This is a genomic window from Burkholderia metallica (assembly GCF_902832845.1).
Classification (GTDB): domain Bacteria; phylum Pseudomonadota; class Gammaproteobacteria; order Burkholderiales; family Burkholderiaceae; genus Burkholderia; species Burkholderia metallica.
This window is the reverse complement of record NZ_CADFDB010000003.1, coordinates 538,552-553,906: the sequence shown is the minus strand read 5'-3', so window position 1 is coordinate 553,906 and position 15,355 is coordinate 538,552. Positions and strand designations below refer to the sequence as shown.

At 66.3% G+C, this 15,355-nt stretch carries 17 protein-coding genes and 1 tRNA gene; 7 read left to right on the top strand and 11 right to left on the bottom strand.

Going from position 1 to position 15,355, the window contains the following annotated elements; translation table 11 throughout:
• Positions 1-68: 68 nt before the first annotated feature.
• The 3 genes from argJ to HWX08_RS12675 are packed head-to-tail and all read left to right on the top strand — an operon-like array spanning position 69 to position 2,654.
• Positions 69-1,310, top strand: coding sequence for a bifunctional glutamate N-acetyltransferase/amino-acid acetyltransferase ArgJ (argJ, locus tag HWX08_RS12685; RefSeq protein WP_069255688.1), 1,242 nt, complete (start codon positions 69-71; stop codon positions 1,308-1,310).
• Positions 1,311-1,329: 19 nt separating this feature from the next.
• Positions 1,330-2,199, top strand: coding sequence for an ATP-binding protein (locus HWX08_RS12680; RefSeq protein WP_069255689.1), 870 nt, complete (start codon positions 1,330-1,332; stop codon positions 2,197-2,199).
• On the top strand, positions 2,196-2,654 hold the full coding sequence (locus HWX08_RS12675) for an NUDIX domain-containing protein (RefSeq protein WP_069255690.1): 459 nt from the start codon (positions 2,196-2,198) through the stop codon (positions 2,652-2,654). Before HWX08_RS12680 ends, HWX08_RS12675 begins: the two co-directional genes overlap by 4 nt.
• A gap of 60 nt (positions 2,655-2,714) precedes the next feature.
• Here HWX08_RS12675 and HWX08_RS12670 read toward each other — a convergent pair whose 3' ends face one another.
• From HWX08_RS12670 to HWX08_RS12630, 9 genes are all read right to left on the bottom strand, one after another.
• A complete protein-coding gene (locus HWX08_RS12670; RefSeq protein WP_174921819.1) occupies positions 2,715-2,915 on the bottom strand; it encodes a DNA gyrase inhibitor YacG in 201 nt (66 codons plus the stop codon).
• Between the two features lie 25 nt (positions 2,916-2,940).
• Complete coding sequence (gene zapD / locus HWX08_RS12665) at positions 2,941-3,696, bottom strand: cell division protein ZapD (RefSeq protein ID WP_069255692.1); 756 nt, start codon at positions 3,694-3,696, stop codon at positions 2,941-2,943.
• A gap of 109 nt (positions 3,697-3,805) precedes the next feature.
• Complete coding sequence (gene coaE, locus HWX08_RS12660) at positions 3,806-4,414, bottom strand: dephospho-CoA kinase (protein ID WP_174921818.1); 609 nt, start codon at positions 4,412-4,414, stop codon at positions 3,806-3,808.
• Between the two features lies 1 nt (position 4,415).
• Positions 4,416-5,327 carry a prepilin peptidase gene (locus HWX08_RS12655; RefSeq protein WP_174921817.1) on the bottom strand — a complete coding sequence of 304 codons (912 nt, stop codon included), beginning with the start codon at positions 5,325-5,327 and terminating at the stop codon, positions 4,416-4,418.
• A 46-nt stretch (positions 5,328-5,373) separates the two neighbouring features.
• Positions 5,374-6,585 (bottom strand): type II secretion system F family protein, encoded by a 1,212-nt coding sequence (locus HWX08_RS12650; protein WP_174921816.1) that lies wholly within the window; start codon positions 6,583-6,585, stop codon positions 5,374-5,376.
• Entirely contained in the window at positions 6,582-7,859 is a 1,278-nt protein-coding gene (locus tag HWX08_RS12645; RefSeq protein ID WP_069255696.1) for a GspE/PulE family protein, read from the bottom strand. Before HWX08_RS12645 ends, HWX08_RS12650 begins: the two co-directional genes overlap by 4 nt.
• Before the next feature lie 83 nt (positions 7,860-7,942).
• The gene (locus HWX08_RS12640; protein WP_069255697.1) at positions 7,943-9,235 is read right to left on the bottom strand and encodes an HlyC/CorC family transporter; all 1,293 of its coding nucleotides are present in this window, start codon (positions 9,233-9,235) and stop codon (positions 7,943-7,945) included.
• Positions 9,236-9,377: 142 nt separating this feature from the next.
• Positions 9,378-9,454 (bottom strand) — tRNA-Pro (locus tag HWX08_RS12635).
• A 176-nt stretch (positions 9,455-9,630) separates the two neighbouring features.
• Positions 9,631-10,626, bottom strand: a complete 996-nt coding sequence (locus HWX08_RS12630) for a polyprenyl synthetase family protein (RefSeq protein ID WP_069255698.1) — start codon at positions 10,624-10,626, stop codon at positions 9,631-9,633.
• 210 nt (positions 10,627-10,836) lie between these two features.
• Here HWX08_RS12630 and rplU point away from each other — a divergent pair, with 210 nt between their 5' ends.
• The 4 genes from rplU to proB all read left to right on the top strand — a co-directional run bounded on the left by rplU (position 10,837) and on the right by proB (position 13,945).
• Positions 10,837-11,148 (top strand): 50S ribosomal protein L21, encoded by a 312-nt coding sequence (rplU, locus tag HWX08_RS12625; RefSeq protein ID WP_006025184.1) that lies wholly within the window; start codon positions 10,837-10,839, stop codon positions 11,146-11,148.
• 24 nt (positions 11,149-11,172) lie between these two features.
• A complete protein-coding gene (gene rpmA, locus HWX08_RS12620; protein ID WP_006476999.1) occupies positions 11,173-11,436 on the top strand; it encodes a 50S ribosomal protein L27 in 264 nt (87 codons plus the stop codon).
• Positions 11,437-11,623: 187 nt separating this feature from the next.
• Positions 11,624-12,736, top strand: coding sequence for a GTPase ObgE (obgE, locus tag HWX08_RS12615; RefSeq protein WP_174921815.1), 1,113 nt, complete (start codon positions 11,624-11,626; stop codon positions 12,734-12,736).
• 90 nt (positions 12,737-12,826) lie between these two features.
• Complete coding sequence (gene proB, locus HWX08_RS12610) at positions 12,827-13,945, top strand: glutamate 5-kinase (RefSeq protein WP_069255700.1); 1,119 nt, start codon at positions 12,827-12,829, stop codon at positions 13,943-13,945.
• Positions 13,946-14,036: 91 nt separating this feature from the next.
• Here the strand turns inward: proB and HWX08_RS12605 are convergent, their stop codons facing one another.
• Positions 14,037-14,645 (bottom strand): CNP1-like family protein, encoded by a 609-nt coding sequence (locus HWX08_RS12605; RefSeq protein ID WP_069255701.1) that lies wholly within the window; start codon positions 14,643-14,645, stop codon positions 14,037-14,039.
• A 13-nt stretch (positions 14,646-14,658) separates the two neighbouring features.
• Complete coding sequence (locus HWX08_RS12600; RefSeq protein ID WP_069255702.1) at positions 14,659-15,306, bottom strand: RNA pyrophosphohydrolase; 648 nt, start codon at positions 15,304-15,306, stop codon at positions 14,659-14,661.
• Positions 15,307-15,355 lie beyond the last annotated feature (49 nt).

The following is a 15,355-nucleotide window of genomic DNA, read 5'->3' as shown; positions in this document are numbered from 1 at the left end:
GTGCGGCCGCCGGTTCTTCCAATCGATGCCGGCCTATGCCGGCATTTTCCATCCGGCAGGTGTGCCCCATGGCTGTCAATTTTCCGTCGATCGATCCCGCCCAACTGCATCCCGTCGCCGGCGTCACGCTCGGCTGGGCGGAAGCGAACATCCGCAAGCCGAATCGCAAGGACGTGCTGGTCATCTCCGTCGACGAAGGCGCGACGGTCGCGGGCGTATTCACCGAAAACCGTTTCTGCGCGGCGCCGGTCACCGTCTGCCGCGAGCATCTGGCGAAGGTGCGCGCGGGCGGCGCGGCCATTCGCGCGCTCGTCGTGAATACGGGCAATGCGAATGCGGGCACCGGCGAGCCGGGCCTCGTGAACGCGCGCGAAACCTGCACGGAGCTCGCGCGCCTCGCGGGCATCGAGCCCGCGCAGGTGCTGCCGTTCTCGACCGGCGTGATCCTCGAGCCGCTGCCGATCGAGCGCCTGAAGGCCGGGCTGCCGGCCGCGCTCGCGAACCGCAAGGCCGCGAACTGGTTCGACGCCGCGCAGGCGATCATGACGACCGACACGCTGCCGAAGGCCACGTCGCGCCAGGTGACGATCGACGGCCACACGGTCACGCTGACGGGCATCAGCAAGGGCGCGGGCATGATCAAGCCTAACATGGCGACGATGCTCGGCTTCCTCGCGTTCGACGCGAACGTCGCGCAGCCGGTGCTCGACACGCTCGTGAAGGAAGTCGCCGACCGCTCGTTCAACTGCATCACGATCGACGGCGACACGTCGACGAACGACTCGTTCATCCTGATCGCGTCGGGCAAGAGCACGCTGCCCGCGATCACGTCGACCGATTCGCCGGCCTATGCGGCGCTGCGCGATGCGGTGACGGAAGTCGCGCAGGTGCTGTCGCAACTGATCGTGCGCGATGGCGAAGGCGCGACGAAGTTCATGACGGTGCAGGTCGAGGGCGGCAAGAACGTCGCGGAATGCCGGCAGATCGCGTATGCGATCGGCCATTCGCCGCTCGTGAAGACGGCCTTCTACGCATCCGACCCCAACCTGGGCCGGATTCTCGCGGCGATCGGCTATGCGGGTGTCGCGGATCTCGACGTCGACAAGATCGACCTCTATCTCGACGACGTGCTCGTCGCGAAGGCGGGCGGCCGCAACCCGGCCTACCAGGAAGAGGACGGCCAGCGCGTGATGAAGCAGAGCGAAATCACGATCCGCGTGCTGCTCGGCCGCGGCGATGCGCAGGCCACCATCTGGACGTGCGACCTGTCGCACGACTATGTGAGCATCAACGCGGATTACCGCTCCTGATCGGGAGCGCTCGAACGACATGGACAAGCTCGAACAGTTTCTGACGCGTGCCGAAGCGTTGCTCGGCCGTCTCGAAGGGATGCTGCCGCCCGCGGCGGCGGCGGTCGACTGGAATGCCGCTCACGCATTCCGCTGGCGCAAGCGCCAGGGGCGCGGCTACCTGCAGCCGGTGCCGGCCGTGTCGTCGATCACGCTCGACGACCTGCACAACATCGATCGCCAGAAAGCGTTGATCGACCAGAACACGCGGCAGTTCGTGCAGTGCAAGCCGGCCAACAACGTGCTACTGACCGGTGCGCGCGGCACCGGCAAGTCGTCGCTGATCAAGGCATGCCTGAACGCCTATGCGAAGGACGGGCTGCGCCTGATCGAAGTCGACAAGGACGACCTGCACGATCTCGGCGACATCGTCGACCTGATCTCGCAGCGTCCCGAGCGCTTCATCGTGTTCTGCGACGACCTGTCGTTCGAGGACGGCGAGTCGGGCTACAAGGCGCTGAAGGTCGCGCTCGACGGCTCGATTGCCGCGCAGTCGGACAACGTGCTGATCTACGCGACGTCGAATCGCCGCCATCTGCTGCCCGAGTACATGAGCGACAACGAGTCGTACAAGCATCTCCCGGATGGCGAGATTCACCCCGGCGAAGTCGTCGAGGAAAAGATCTCGCTGTCGGAGCGCTTCGGCCTGTGGGTCAGCTTCTATCCGTTCAAGCAGGACGACTACCTCGACATCGTCGGGCACTGGCTGCGCCATTTCGGCTGCCCGGATGCGGAGATCGAGTCCGCACGCGGCGACGCGCTCGTGTGGGCGCTCGAGCGCGGATCGCGGTCGGGGCGCGTCGCGTGGCAGTTTGCGCGCGACTGGTCGGGACGCAAGGAGCAGGCATGAGCGCAGATCTCGCACAAGGCGCCGTGCGCGCGCCCGATGGCCGAAAGGTGACGGAAGTCGCGGTCGGCGTGATGGTGCAGGAGGACGGCACGGTCGGCCGCTGCCGCTACCTGCTCGCGCAGCGGTTGCAGGGCAAGCCGTATGAAGGTTACTGGGAGTTTCCGGGCGGCAAGCTGGAGGCCGGCGAAAGCGTCGAGGACGCGCTGGCGCGCGAACTGCACGAGGAACTCGGCATCGAAGTCACGGCCAGCCATCGCTGGCACACGCTCGAGCACGATTATCCGCACGCATACGTGCGGCTTTATTTCTGCAAGGTGACCGGCTGGACGGGCGAGCCGCACAGCAAGGAAGGGCAGGCGTTCGTGTGGCAGCAGTTGCCGGTGGCCGTCGCGCCGCTGCTGCCGGCCGCGCTGCCGGTGCTCGAACTGCTCGAGAAGGAAGCCGCGTCGAACTGACGCGACGCTGGCGCGCCGCAAAGGCGGGCCATATCGCCGGCGGGCGGCGCCGCGCGCCGCTCAGCTGTCGCGGCGGTCCTCCGTGCCGTCTTCTTCCGACGACGGGCCCTCGTCGGACGACCCACCGATCCGGTACTTTTCCGCGGCCCATGCGCCGAGGTCGAGCTGCTTGCAGCGGGCCGAGCAGAACGGACGAAACTGATTTTCGGGCGTCCAGCGCACCTGGGCGCCGCACGACGGGCATTTCACAACGGTAGTCATACGAAAGCGATCCGGCACGCGGCCGTTACAGATTGCACAGTGTCAGATGGAACGGCACGTCGATGTCCACCGCGCGCGGCCGCACGTCGCCGTCCTGCATGGTGAACCGTACCCACAGCATGTATTTGTTGGCGCTCGCCTCGGGGATGACGCGCAGCTCCGGCGGTACGCGCACCTGCATCAGCTGGTAGGTGCGGCCGGACAGCATCTGCTGGTAGCTGCCCTGCATCGCCATGACCTTCGACGCCTGACCCGATTCGCGTGCGAGCCGCAGGACGATCGTCGCGGCGTCGCGCAGCGGCAGCATCGGCAGGATCCACTTCGTGATGTCCTGGCGGCGCTGCTCGGCCGGCCATTGTTGCCACGCGTAGTACGACGGCAGGTCGAACTTGCACGTGCCGCCGGGAATCACCGCACGGCTGCGGATGCTGGCGAGCCACTCGTTGTCGACGAGGTGCTGGCCGGTCTTGCCCTGCATCTGCGCGAGATTCGCGAGCGTCTGCTCGATCTCGCCGAGCACGGCTTCGAGCGCGTTCTGCTCGATGCCCGGATTGCCACGAAAGGGGGCGAGCGTCTGGCGTTGACGTTCGAGCTCCTTCATCAGATCCGATTTCAGGTCCGCGCGGCCCGTTACCTCGGCGATTTCGAACAGCGTCGTCAACGCGACGTGATGTTCACGCGGGTCCTCCTGAGCCAAAAAGAACGCGAAGCGCTCGAAGAGATCTTCGAGGCGCAACAGCGTGCGAATTCGCTCGTTGAACGGATACTCGTAAAGAATCAAGCGCGCTCGCCTCTTGGGTAGGGATGGAAACAATGCAGGACATTCTAATGCTCACTCTCTACCCTAGCAACGCGCCAATTTCGTACACCATCACGATCGGGCGCGACGCTCAGCGCGCGGCGGCTGCAAACCCGAGATAGCGTTGGTGCAGTGCATCGACCTGCGCGGCGAGCGCGGAGGGCGTCGTCGCGTCGTTGACGATCACGTCGTCGGCCGCCGCGAGACGGGCTTCGCGCGTCGCCTGCTTTGCAATGATCGCTTCGACCTGCTCGCGCGTGAAGCCGTTGCGCCGCATCACGCGCGCAATCTGCGTTTCGACCGGGCAATCGACGACGAGCACGCGATCGCTGCGCGCCTTCCAGTTGCCGGATTCGACGAGCAACGGCACGACGAACATCACATACGGGCCCTGTGCTTCGCGCGCTTCGCGATCGGTCTCCGTGCGGATCAGCGGGTGCGTGATCGCTTCGAGGCGCCGGCGCGCGGCGTCGTCGCTGAAAATCAGTGCACGCATCGCCGCGCGGTCGAGCGAGCCGTCGGCGGCAACGAACGCGCGGCCGAATGCCTGTTCGATCGCGGGCATCGCAAGCCCGCCCGGTGCGGTGATGCGATGGGCGATCAGGTCGGTATCGACCAGCGACGCGCCGCGGGCGGCGAACAGATCGGCGACGGTCGTCTTGCCGCTGCCGATGCCGCCGGTGAGTCCGATTGCGAACATGTCAGCCTCCGAGCGCCGTATAGAAAGGGGTGCCGAAAAACAGCGTCGCGGCGCCGCCTGCCGCGAGGAACGGGCCGAACGGAATCGGCTCCTCGAAGCGCATGCGGCCGCGCCAAGTCGCAACGAGCCCGACGATTGCCCCCGTCACCGCGGCGAACAGCACGACCTGCGGCAATGCGGCCCAGCCCATCCATGCGCCGAGCGCGGCGAGCAGCTTCAGGTCGCCGAAACCGATGCCCTCGATGCCGCGCAGCCATTTGAACAGCCAGTAGATCGACCACAGGAACAGATAGCCGACCATCGCGCCGATCACGGCCGAGCGCAACGACGTGAACGTGCCGCCGAGGTTCAGCGCGAGCCCCGCCCAGAGGAGCGGCAGCGTCATCGAGTCGGGCAGGTAGCCCGTCCGGATGTCGATCGCGCTCATCGCGAGCAGCGCGGCGCACAGCGCGAACGCGGCAAGCGCGGCGACGGTCGGCCCGAACGCCGCGAGCGTGCCGGCGGCGAGCAGTGCGCACACGAGCTCGACGAGCGGATACCGGATGCTGATCGCGTGGCCGCAGCGGCGGCAGCGGCCACGCTGCATCAGGTAGCTGACGAGCGGGATGTTTTCCCATGCTCGCAGCACGTGGCCGCAGTGCGGACAGGCGCTGCGCGGGTGCCACAGATCGTAGCGCGGCGGATAGCCGTCGTCGGGGGGCGCGCTCGCGTTGCCGGTCGCCTCGTCGATCTCGGCCTGCCACGCGCGCTGCATCATCACGGGCAGCCGGTGCACGACCACGTTCAGGAAGCTGCCGACGCAAAGGCCGATGACGACCGCGAACGCATACTGCAGCGCAGGCGGCAGCATCGCCAGCGCGAGCAGCGTGCTCTCGGACGAATCGGTAACGGCGGACAGGGGCGCTGGCGTCATGAGGCTCACGGTTCGGACTAAAAAGGCGACAGAATCGGTTGCGATGCTACACCACGTTGCCGAGCTGAAGGATGGGCAAGTACATCGCAATCACAAGGCCGCCGACGAGTGCGCCCAGCACGATCACGATCAGCGGTTCGCCGAGCGCGGCGAGCGCATCGAGACGCGCGTCGAGCTGGCGTTCGCACAGCGCGGCGATGTCGGCGAGCATCGTATCGAGCGCACCGGTTTCCTCGGCGACGGCGATCGGCTGCACGACGTCGTCCGGAAAGCAGCCGGCCGCCTGCATCGCATCGGCGAGACGCGCGCCGTGCAGCACGCGGGCCGCGATGTGCGCGGTGGCGCGCTCGAACACCGGATGGCCGGCCGTGCGCTCGAGCGTGGCGAACGCATCGGCGAGCGGTACGCCCGCGCCGAGCAGGGTCGCAAGCGAGCGGCACCAGCGTGCAGTCGCGAACCGCGTCAGCGCGTTACCTGCGAGCGGCGCACGCAGCAGGTGCCGGGCGACGGCATGGCGCAGCGGGGTCGAGCGCCGCAGCGCGCGATGGGCGGCCAGCCCGGCTGCCACCGTACCGGCAACGAGCACGCCGCCCCATGCGGACAGCGCGGACGACATTGCGAGCAGCGCGCGGGTCGGTGCCGGCAGTGCGGCGCCGAAACCGTCGAAGATCTGGCGGAACGTCGGTACGACCCACACCATCAGCGCGGCCGAGATCGCGAGTCCGAACAGGATCACTGCTGCCGGGTACGCGAGCGCGGCACGCAGTTTGCGCCATTGCGCGTCGGCGCGCTCGCGATGTTCCGCGACCCGTGTCAGCACGACGCCGAGCGAGCCGGACGCCTCGCCGACCTCGATCAGTTGCCGATACAGCGTGCCGAACTGCGCCGGATAGCGCGCGAGCGCATCGGCGAAGCGCCGGCCGCCGACGATCTCGCGGGCGAGCCCCGCGGCGATGCGCGGCAGGCCGTCGTATGGCCGCGTACGTGCGAGCATCTCGAGCGACGGTGCGAGCGGCAACCCGGCTTGCAGCAGGCTCGCGAGCTGGCGCGTGAAGCGCGTGACGTCGCGCGCACCGGCCGTCGGTGGCCGGGCCGGCCCGCGGACGTCGAGCGACAGCACCGCGACGCCGTCGCGCGCGAGTGCCGAGCGTGCGCTCGCGGCGTCGAACGCGATGACGATTCCCCGGCGCGCCACGCCGTCGCGACGGCGGCCGCGCCACGCGAAGCGGGTTTCGCGCGGCGGTGTGCGCATACTCATGCTGCTGGTGTCGCGGCGAGGGCTTCCGCGATGCTCGTCGTGCCGTCGTGGACGCGCGCGAGTGCGGCGTCGCGCAGACTTCGCACGCCCTCGGCCGCCGCGCATTGCGCGAGTTCGCCGACGCTCGCCCGTGCGACGATGCGTTCCGCCAGCCCGGACGATACCGGCATCGTCTGATGCAGGCCGATACGGCCGCGATAGCCGATGCCGTGGCAGGCTGAACAGCCTCGCGCGACGAACGGCCGCCATCCGGCCGCGAGGGCCGCCGGGTCGCAGCCGGCTTCGCGCAGGACGGGTTCGGGTGCGTCCGAGGGCGCGCGGCACGCGGTGCACAGCCGCCGGACGAGGCGCTGTGCGGTGACGAGGTGCAGCGCGGCCGCGAGGTTGTACGGGGCGACGCCGATGTCGAGCAGCCGCGCGACGGCGGCGGGCGCGTCGTTCGTGTGCAGCGTCGACAGGACGAGATGGCCGGTCTGCGCGGCCTTGATCGCGACGTCGGCCGTCTCCGCATCGCGAATCTCGCCGACCATGAGGATGTCCGGATCCTGCCTCAGCAGCGCGCGCAGTGCGGTCGCGAACGTGAGCCCCGCCTTTTCGGCGACACCGACCTGGCTGATGCCGTCGAGCTGGATCTCGGCGGGGTCCTCGACCGTGCAGACGTTGTGCGCGTCGCGATCGAGCATCTGCAGCGCGCAATAGAGCGACAGCGTCTTGCCGCTGCCGGTCGGGCCCGTGACGAGCACGAGACCGTGCGGTGCGCGTATCGCGGCCTCCACCGTGGCCGCCTGCCGTGCGTCGAAGCCGAGGCGAGCGAGCGTGAGGTCGGGCGGCAGCGTTTCGAGGCGCCGCAGCACGAGCTTTTCGCCGAACAACGTGGGCAGTGAGCTGACCCGGTAGTCGCCGCGCGTGCCGCCGTCGATCGCGATGCGCAGCCTGCCGTCCTGCGGGAGCCGCCGCTCGGCGATGTCCATGCGCGCGAGCACCTTGATCCGCGTGACGAGCGCGTCGCGCAGGTGCAGCGGCGGCCGCACATGTTCGTGCAGCACGCCGTCGATGCGCAGCCGGATGCGCCAGCCGGCCTCGAACGGCTCGATGTGGATGTCGGACGCGTCGCGCACGCGTGCTGCGTGGAGTGTGTCCGTCAGCAGCCGCACGGCGGGCGCATCGTCGAGCTGGGCCGCGTCGAGCGCACGCGGGGCGGGGGCGGACGATGCGTCGGAGTGGGTGGGGAGCGGCTGCGTGCGCGCCTGCGCCCCGGGAGGAGGGAAATGCATGTGAGCCGGCCCGCGGGCCGCCTGTTGACCGTGACCGACAGATGGTCGCGCGTCTCGGGCGGCGCCGGCAGTCGGCCGTTCGGCTAGCGCGTGGCCGTGCGTGCGGTGCGCGAGCCGCGCGGCTTGAAGAGCTTGACGGTGCGCACGGCCTGATCGTCGCTGCGCATCACCTCGAGCATCACGTCGCCGATCTTCACGCACACGTCGTCTTCCGGAATTTCCTCGAGGATTTCGAGCACGAGTCCGTTCAGCGTCTTCGGCCCGTCGGTCGGCAGCTTCAGGTGCAGCCAGCGATTCAGTTCGCGCAGCGGCATGCTCGCCGACACGATGCATTCGCCTTTCTCGTCCCAGCCGCCCGCGCGTTCGCTGCGCGGCATCGACGTCGTGAATTCGCCGATCAGCTCCTCGATGATGTCTTCCGGCGTGACGAGCCCTTCGAGCTCGCCGTATTCGTTGACGACGAGCGCGGTCCGCTGCCGCGTTTCCTGGAAAAACTGAAGCTGCTGGACGACCGGTGTGCCGGACGGCACGTAGTACGGCTCGGCGAGCAGTGCGCGCAGCGTCTCGCGGTCGAACTCCTGGTTGTGCAGCGCGGTCAGCGTCTTGCGGACATGCAGCACGCCGAGCACCTTGTCGATGTCGCCTTCGTAGACGACGAGCCGGTTGTGATAACAGGTTTCGAGCTGGTGCAGGATGTCGTCCAGCGGCGCGTAGAAGTTGAGCGACTCGATCTGGCGGCGCGGCACCATCACGTCGTCGACCGTGATGTTCTCGAGGTCGAACAGGTTGAGCAGGATGCTGCGGTGCTTGGTCGGCATGAAACTGCTCGATTCGAGCACGATCGCCCTCAGCTCGTCGGCCGACATGCGCTGGTCGCGACCCTTCTTCGTGTTGATGCGCAGCACCCACAGCACGCCGTTCGCGAGCGCGTTGACGAACCAGACGATCGGCTTGAACACCCGCATCAGCGGCGCGATCACGAGGCTCGCGGGCAGCGCGATGCGCTCGGGGAACGTCGCACCGACGATCTTCGGCGCGATTTCGGCGAACACGATGATCAGGAACGCGACGATGCCGGTCGCGATCGACAGTGCAAGATTATTGCGGCCGAACGTATGGAGCGCGAGCGATGTCGTCAGGACCGGGATGATCGTGTTGAACAGGTTGTTGCCGATCAGGATCACGCTGAGCAGCAGGTCGGTGCGCGTCAGCAGCCCCTGCGTGGTCTTGGCGCCGAGCGCGCCCTGGCTCGCGAGATGCTTCAGTCGATGGCGGTTGAGCGCCATCATCGCGGTCTCGGAAATGGAAAAGAAGCTGGAACAGAGGAGAAGCAGAAAGACGGCGCCGATTTGCGCCCATAAGGGAATTTGGTCCACGCGTTGGAAGGGCAGTGAAGGACAGGAATGGAGGGAATATAGCAGAGGCAGGCGGCCGCGATGTGTCGTGCACGATACGACGGGGCCCACGGCGGCCGGGCAAAAAAAAACCGTGCACATCGTGCACGGTTTTTTACAAATCTGGTCGGGGTGAGAGGATTCGAACCTCCGGCCTCTACGTCCCGAACGTAGCGCTCTACCAGGCTAAGCTACACCCCGATTTGGACTCTTCCGATTGTGCAGTCTTCTTCAAGACCGCTGCGTCGTCGAGCAAGAACATAACTATAACGACGTTTCTTCAAAAAGGGAAGGCCTTGGAGAAGAAATTTTTCGAGACGGGCGATTTTCCCGTATCGAACGTATGTCGTCGCAACCATCGCGACGACGCGATGCAATCAAGACTGCCGCGACGTCGAGTACGAGCACAACCCGAGCAGGCTTTCCTTGTACGTCGAATCGGGGAACGCGGCGATCGCCGCTGCGGCCGCCTGTGCTTCCTGGCGTGCGCATTCGAGCGTGTGATCCAGTGCGCCCGAGCGCGTGATTGCTTCGAAAATCGTGTCGAAGCGATCGGTGCCGCCCTGTTCGATCGCCTCGCGCGCCAGCGCCGACTGTTCGGGCGTGCCGCGTTCGATCAGATGGATGAGCGGCAGCGTCGGCTTGCCTTCGCGAAGGTCGTCGCCGGCGTTCTTGCCCATCGCCTCGGCGGTGCCTGCGTAGTCGAGCCAGTCGTCCATGATCTGGAATGCGGTGCCGATCCGGCGGCCGTATTCGGCGGCGGCGGCTTCGGTCGGCGCATCGGCGCCCGCGAGTACCGCGCCCAGGCGGGCGGACGCCTCGAACAGCTTGGCCGTCTTGTAGCGGATCACCTGCATGTAGCGCGTTTCGTCGACGTCCGCGTCATGCATGTTCAGGAGCTGCAGCACCTCGCCTTCGGAAATGATGGTCGTCGCTTCGGACAGGATCTCCATCACGCGCATCTTGCCCACGCCGACCATCATCTCGAACGAACGCGAATAGAGGTAGTCGCCTACCAGCACGCTCGCCGCGTTGCCGAACAGCGCATTGGCGGTCTGGCGGCCGCGGCGCAGCTCGGATTCGTCGACGACGTCGTCGTGCAGCAGCGTGGCCGTGTGGATGAACTCGACGACGGCCGCCAGCACGTGCCGCTGGTGCGACGTCTCGCCGAGCGCGCCGGCGACGAGCAGCAGCAACGCCGGACGCAGCCGCTTGCCGCCCGCACCGATGATGTACTCGGCGATCTGGTTGATCAGCAGCACGTCGGACGCGAGGCTTTGCCGGATAACGCGATTCACCTGCTCCATGTCACTGGTGATCGGAGCGAGCAGATGGGCGGCGCTGAGGGTGGGGGAGGCGGTGGACGACGACATGATGATGGAATTGGGTGATGCCGCGGATTATAAGTCGAATCCGCGATATCCCGGTCTGTCACGCGTGCCGCGGCTGCGAATTTGGCCGTTCGGCCGAGGCCCGCGCGCGGCAATCGTCGATCGGTTTTGACTTGGGTGCTAACCCCATGTATAATCACGTGTTTTCCGCGCGTGGTGTGCGGAAAAATTGGATCCAGAGTGAGGTTCTCAATGTACGCGGTCATAAAAACCGGCGGCAAGCAGTACAAGGTTGCCGTTGGCGAAAAACTCAAAGTAGAACAGATACCGGCTGACATTGACGCTGAAATCACGCTCGACCAGGTTCTCGCAGTGGGCGAAGGCGAATCGATTAAGTTCGGTACGCCGCTGGTCAGTGGGGCTTCCGTCAAGGCCACCGTTGTGTCGCACGGTCGTCATGCCAAGGTCACCATCTTCAAGATGCGTCGCCGGAAGCACTACCAAAAGCACGGCGGCCACCGCCAGAACTACACTGAGCTGCGCATCGACGCGATCAACGCGTAAGCGCCTCGGTAAAGGAGCAATCAGATGGCACACAAAAAGGCAGGCGGCTCTTCCCGGAACGGCCGCGACTCCGAGTCGAAACGTCTCGGCGTGAAAGTGTACGGCGGCCAGGCAATCAATGCCGGCGGCATCATCGTGCGTCAGCGCGGTACGCGCATGCACGCAGGCGAGAACGTCGGCATGGGCAAGGATCACACCCTGTTCGCGCTGGTCGACGGTCACGTCAAGTTCGCGACGAAGGGCGCGGACAAGAAGCATCTGGTCATCGTCGTCCCGGCGGCTGCCTAAGTTCAGGCACCTACGGGCTTCGTAGCCGAAAGGCCCCGCAGTCTTCGCGGGGCCTTTTTTATTGGGTCGCCGGGCGTACATGCGCATCGGCGACCCTCGCGCAACCGGCGTACGATCGGCCGAACGGCAGATTGTTCAAGCGTGCCGGCGCGCGGCACAATAGCGGAAATACTGGGCGGAGTGACGAATGAAGTTCATTGACGAAGCACGAATCGAAGTCATCGCCGGCGACGGAGGCGATGGCAGTGCGTCGATGCGCCGCGAGAAATTCGTCCCGTTCGGCGGGCCGGACGGCGGCGACGGCGGCCGGGGCGGTAGCGTTTACGCGATCGCCGACCGCAACATCAACACGCTGATCGACTACCGTTACGCGAAGAAGCACCTCGCTCGCAACGGCGAAAACGGGCGCGGCTCCGATTGCTATGGCAAGGGTGGTGACGACGTCACGCTGCGCATGCCGGTCGGCACGATCATCACCGACATGGATACCGGCGAGCTGATCGCCGACCTGACCGAGCACGACCAGCAGGTGATGCTCGCGCAGGGCGGCGCCGGCGGTCTCGGCAACCTGCATTTCAAGTCGAGCACGAACCGCGCGCCGCGCCAGAAGACGGACGGCAAGCCCGGCGAGCGTCGCATGTTGAGACTCGAGCTGAAGGTGCTCGCCGACGTCGGCCTGCTCGGCATGCCGAACGCAGGCAAGTCGACCTTCATTTCGTCGGTGTCGAACGCGCGGCCGAAAATCGCCGACTACCCGTTCACGACGCTGGCGCCGAATCTCGGCGTGGTGCGTGTCGGCCCGAGCAAGAGCTTCGTGATCGCCGACATTCCGGGGCTGATCGAGGGCGCCGCCGAAGGCGCGGGCCTCGGCCATCAGTTCCTGCGCCACCTGCAGCGCACCGGCGTGCTGCTGCATCTGGTCGATCTCGCGCCGTTCGACGAAAGCGTCGATCCGGTCGCGGAAGCGAAGGCGATCGTCGGCGAGCTGCGCAAGTACGACGAGGCGCTCTACGAGAAGCCGCGCTGGCTCGTGCTCAACAAGCTCGACATGGTGCCGGAAGACGAGCGCAAGGCGCGCGTCGCGGATTTCCTCGAGCGCTTCGAGTGGGACGGCCCGGTGTTCGAGATCTCGGCGCTGACGGGTCAGGGCTGTGAAGCGCTGTGCTACGCGATCTACGACTACCTCTCCGAACATTCGGACGCGCATCGCGCGGCGGAGGCGGAAGATCTCGCGGCAGACGTGCGTTTCCGCGACGCGCCGCCTGCGAAGGGCGATGGAGCGCCGGACGACGACGCCTGAGCGGTTCCGTCACGCGCCGGGCGTGCCGCCCGGCGCCGGCGTTCAGTCGTACCCGGCCCGGCAGGCATCAGATACAGGAGACAGTGCAGGATGCGTTCGATCATCGCGGATTCGAAGCGATTGGTGGTGAAGGTGGGCTCCAGCCTCGTGACCAACGACGGCAAGGGGCTCGATCATGCCGCAATCGGTCGCTGGGCGGCCCAGATCGCGGCGTTGCGCGCCCAGGGAAAGGAGGTCGTGCTCGTCAGCTCGGGTGCGATTGCCGAAGGGATGCAGCGGCTCGGCTGGAGCAAGCGGCCGCGGGAAATCGACGAGCTGCAGGCCGCGGCCGCGGTCGGCCAGATGGGGCTCGCGCAGGTCTATGAGAGCCGCTTCACCGAGCACGACATCCGCACCGCGCAGATCCTGCTGACGCATGCCGACCTGGCGGACCGCGAGCGCTACCTGAATGCGCGCTCGACGCTGCTGACGCTGTTGCGGCTCGGCGTCGTGCCGATCATCAACGAGAACGACACGGTCGTCACCGACGAAATCAAGTTCGGCGACAACGATACCCTCGGTGCGCTCGTCGCCAACCTGATCGAAGGCGATGCGCTGATCATCCTGACCGACCAGTCGGGGCTGTTCACGGCCGATCCGCGCAAGGATCCGAACGCGACGCTGGTTGCGGAGGCCAATGCGGGCGCGCCGGAACTCGAGGCGATGGCGGGGGGCGCGGGCTCGAGCCTCGGCCGCGGCGGGATGCTGACGAAGATCCTCGCGGCGAAGCGCGCGGCGCACAGCGGCGCGAATACGGTGATCGCGAGCGGCCGGGAGGCCGACGTGCTCGTGCGTCTGGCGGCCGGCGAGGCGATCGGCACGCAGCTGATCGCGCGTACCGCGCGGATGGCGGCGCGCAAGCAGTGGATGGCCGACCATCTTCAGGTGCGCGGCCATGTCGTGCTCGACGCGGGCGCGGTCGAGAAGCTGACGGCCGGCGGCAAGAGCCTGCTGCCGATCGGCGTGATCGACGTGCAGGGCGCGTTTGCGCGCGGCGAAGTCATCGCGTGTGTCGGCCCCGACGGGCGCGAAGTGGCGCGTGGGCTCACGAACTACAGCAGTGCGGAGACGAAACTGATTCACCGCAAGCCGAGCGGCGAGATCGAATCCGTACTCGGCTACATGCTGGAGCCCGAACTGATCCATCGCGACAACCTGGTGCTGGTGTAGTCCTTCGCGGTGCCGGTGCCGGTCGTCAAATGAAAAAGCCCGCGCGATGCGGGCTTTTTCGTGCGGCGGACAGTGTGTGCGGCGCGCGCCGTCAGCGCAACTGGCTCATTGCGGTACGATGAAAACGGATGTTCTCCAGGATCTGCCGGGTCGAGCCCTGCGGCATCTTGTTCGCGCAGAAGTAGTCCTGATAGAGCGCCGAGTGGTAGGCGTTCAACTCGCCGTTCTCGATGCGTCGCCAGTCGTTCTCGACCGTGCGATCCCAGCCGTCGTGTTCCGAATTCAGGCCGGCATACTGGCGCCATTCGTAGGTGTCGCAGCGGATGCCCTCGTAGTTCACGTTGCGCGCGCCGGCCGGGCTCGTGATGACGACGGCGTAGCGCACGACGCCGTCGGTGCCGACCGCGAGCGACTTCGCATCGACGAAGAACTGGAGCGGCGTGTTCTGCGACACGTTGAACGGCAGCAGGTCGGCCGTCTGCGGCAGCGGCGGCAGCGTGTCGACCGTGTTCTCCTTCCAGGTGCCCTGGCGGTCCAGCAGATACACGAACTCGCTGTCATCCTTGTTGGTCGGCGTCTTCGAATTCGCGCAACCTGCCAGCGTGGCCGCCGCGGCAATCGATGCGAGCGCGAGAGCAATCGCTTTCAATATGCATTCCTCGTAAAAAAAGGGCGCGACACCAAGGTCGCGCCCGGTCATGCAGTTCGATTCGTCATTTGCCGACGATCTCGCGGGGCGGCATCTCGTCGAGCGTGCTCGCTTCCACTTCGATCTCCGAACAGACTACCGATGTGTCGACAATCGTCAGCGTTTGCTGGGCCTGCGCGCCGATGACGCGCGGATAGCGCGACACACGCGGCCCGCGCGGCTTCTCGGCTCGCTGCGCCGGGCGGCGCAGGAAGCGCGACAGTTCCGTCAGCGCCAACTGATAGACATCCCGCTTGAACTCGATCACCGCATCGAGCGGCACCCAGTACTCGTTCCAGCGCCACGCATCGAACTCCGGGTGGTCGGTCGCGCGCAAGCAAATGTCGCAATCGCGTCCGACCATCCGCAGCAGGAACCAGATCTGCTTCTGGCCGCGGTAATGACCGCGTACTTCGCGTTTGATGAACTTGTCAGGCACCTCGTAACGCAACCAGTCGCGAGTGCGGCCGATTATCTTGACGTGTTCCGGATGCAGGCCCGTTTCCTCGTGCAGCTCCCGGTACATCGCCTGCATGGGGGTCTCGCCATACTTGATCCCACCTTGAGGAAACTGCCAGGAATGCTCGCGGAGCCGCTTGCCCCAAAACACCTCGTTGCGCGCGTTCAAGAGGATGATGCCGACGTTCGGGCGAAAGCCTTCACGATCCAGCATACAACCACCTTCGAATCCTTTAAAATTGCTTTGATTATAAACAGATAAC

Excerpts from the sequence above, each read along its gene's own strand:
- argJ (WP_069255688.1), top strand. The coding sequence starts at position 69 with ATGGCTGTCAATTTTCCGTCGATCGATCCCGCCCAACTGCATCCCGTC.
- HWX08_RS12680 (WP_069255689.1), top strand. The coding sequence starts at position 1,330 with ATGGACAAGCTCGAACAGTTTCTGACGCGTGCCGAAGCGTTGCTCGGC.
- HWX08_RS12675 (WP_069255690.1), top strand. The coding sequence starts at position 2,196 with ATGAGCGCAGATCTCGCACAAGGCGCCGTGCGCGCGCCCGATGGCCGA.
- HWX08_RS12670 (WP_174921819.1), bottom strand. The coding sequence starts at position 2,915 with ATGACTACCGTTGTGAAATGCCCGTCGTGCGGCGCCCAGGTGCGCTGG.
- coaE (WP_174921818.1), bottom strand. The coding sequence starts at position 4,414 with ATGTTCGCAATCGGACTCACCGGCGGCATCGGCAGCGGCAAGACGACC.
- HWX08_RS12655 (WP_174921817.1), bottom strand. The coding sequence starts at position 5,327 with ATGACGCCAGCGCCCCTGTCCGCCGTTACCGATTCGTCCGAGAGCACG.
- HWX08_RS12650 (WP_174921816.1), bottom strand. The coding sequence starts at position 6,585 with ATGAGTATGCGCACACCGCCGCGCGAAACCCGCTTCGCGTGGCGCGGC.
- HWX08_RS12645 (WP_069255696.1), bottom strand. The coding sequence starts at position 7,859 with ATGCATTTCCCTCCTCCCGGGGCGCAGGCGCGCACGCAGCCGCTCCCC.
- HWX08_RS12630 (WP_069255698.1), bottom strand. The coding sequence starts at position 10,626 with ATGTCGTCGTCCACCGCCTCCCCCACCCTCAGCGCCGCCCATCTGCTC.
- rplU (WP_006025184.1), top strand. The coding sequence starts at position 10,837 with ATGTACGCGGTCATAAAAACCGGCGGCAAGCAGTACAAGGTTGCCGTT.
- rpmA (WP_006476999.1), top strand. The coding sequence starts at position 11,173 with ATGGCACACAAAAAGGCAGGCGGCTCTTCCCGGAACGGCCGCGACTCC.
- obgE (WP_174921815.1), top strand. The coding sequence starts at position 11,624 with ATGAAGTTCATTGACGAAGCACGAATCGAAGTCATCGCCGGCGACGGA.
- proB (WP_069255700.1), top strand. The coding sequence starts at position 12,827 with ATGCGTTCGATCATCGCGGATTCGAAGCGATTGGTGGTGAAGGTGGGC.
- HWX08_RS12605 (WP_069255701.1), bottom strand. The coding sequence starts at position 14,645 with ATGACCGGGCGCGACCTTGGTGTCGCGCCCTTTTTTTACGAGGAATGC.
- HWX08_RS12600 (WP_069255702.1), bottom strand. The coding sequence starts at position 15,306 with ATGCTGGATCGTGAAGGCTTTCGCCCGAACGTCGGCATCATCCTCTTG.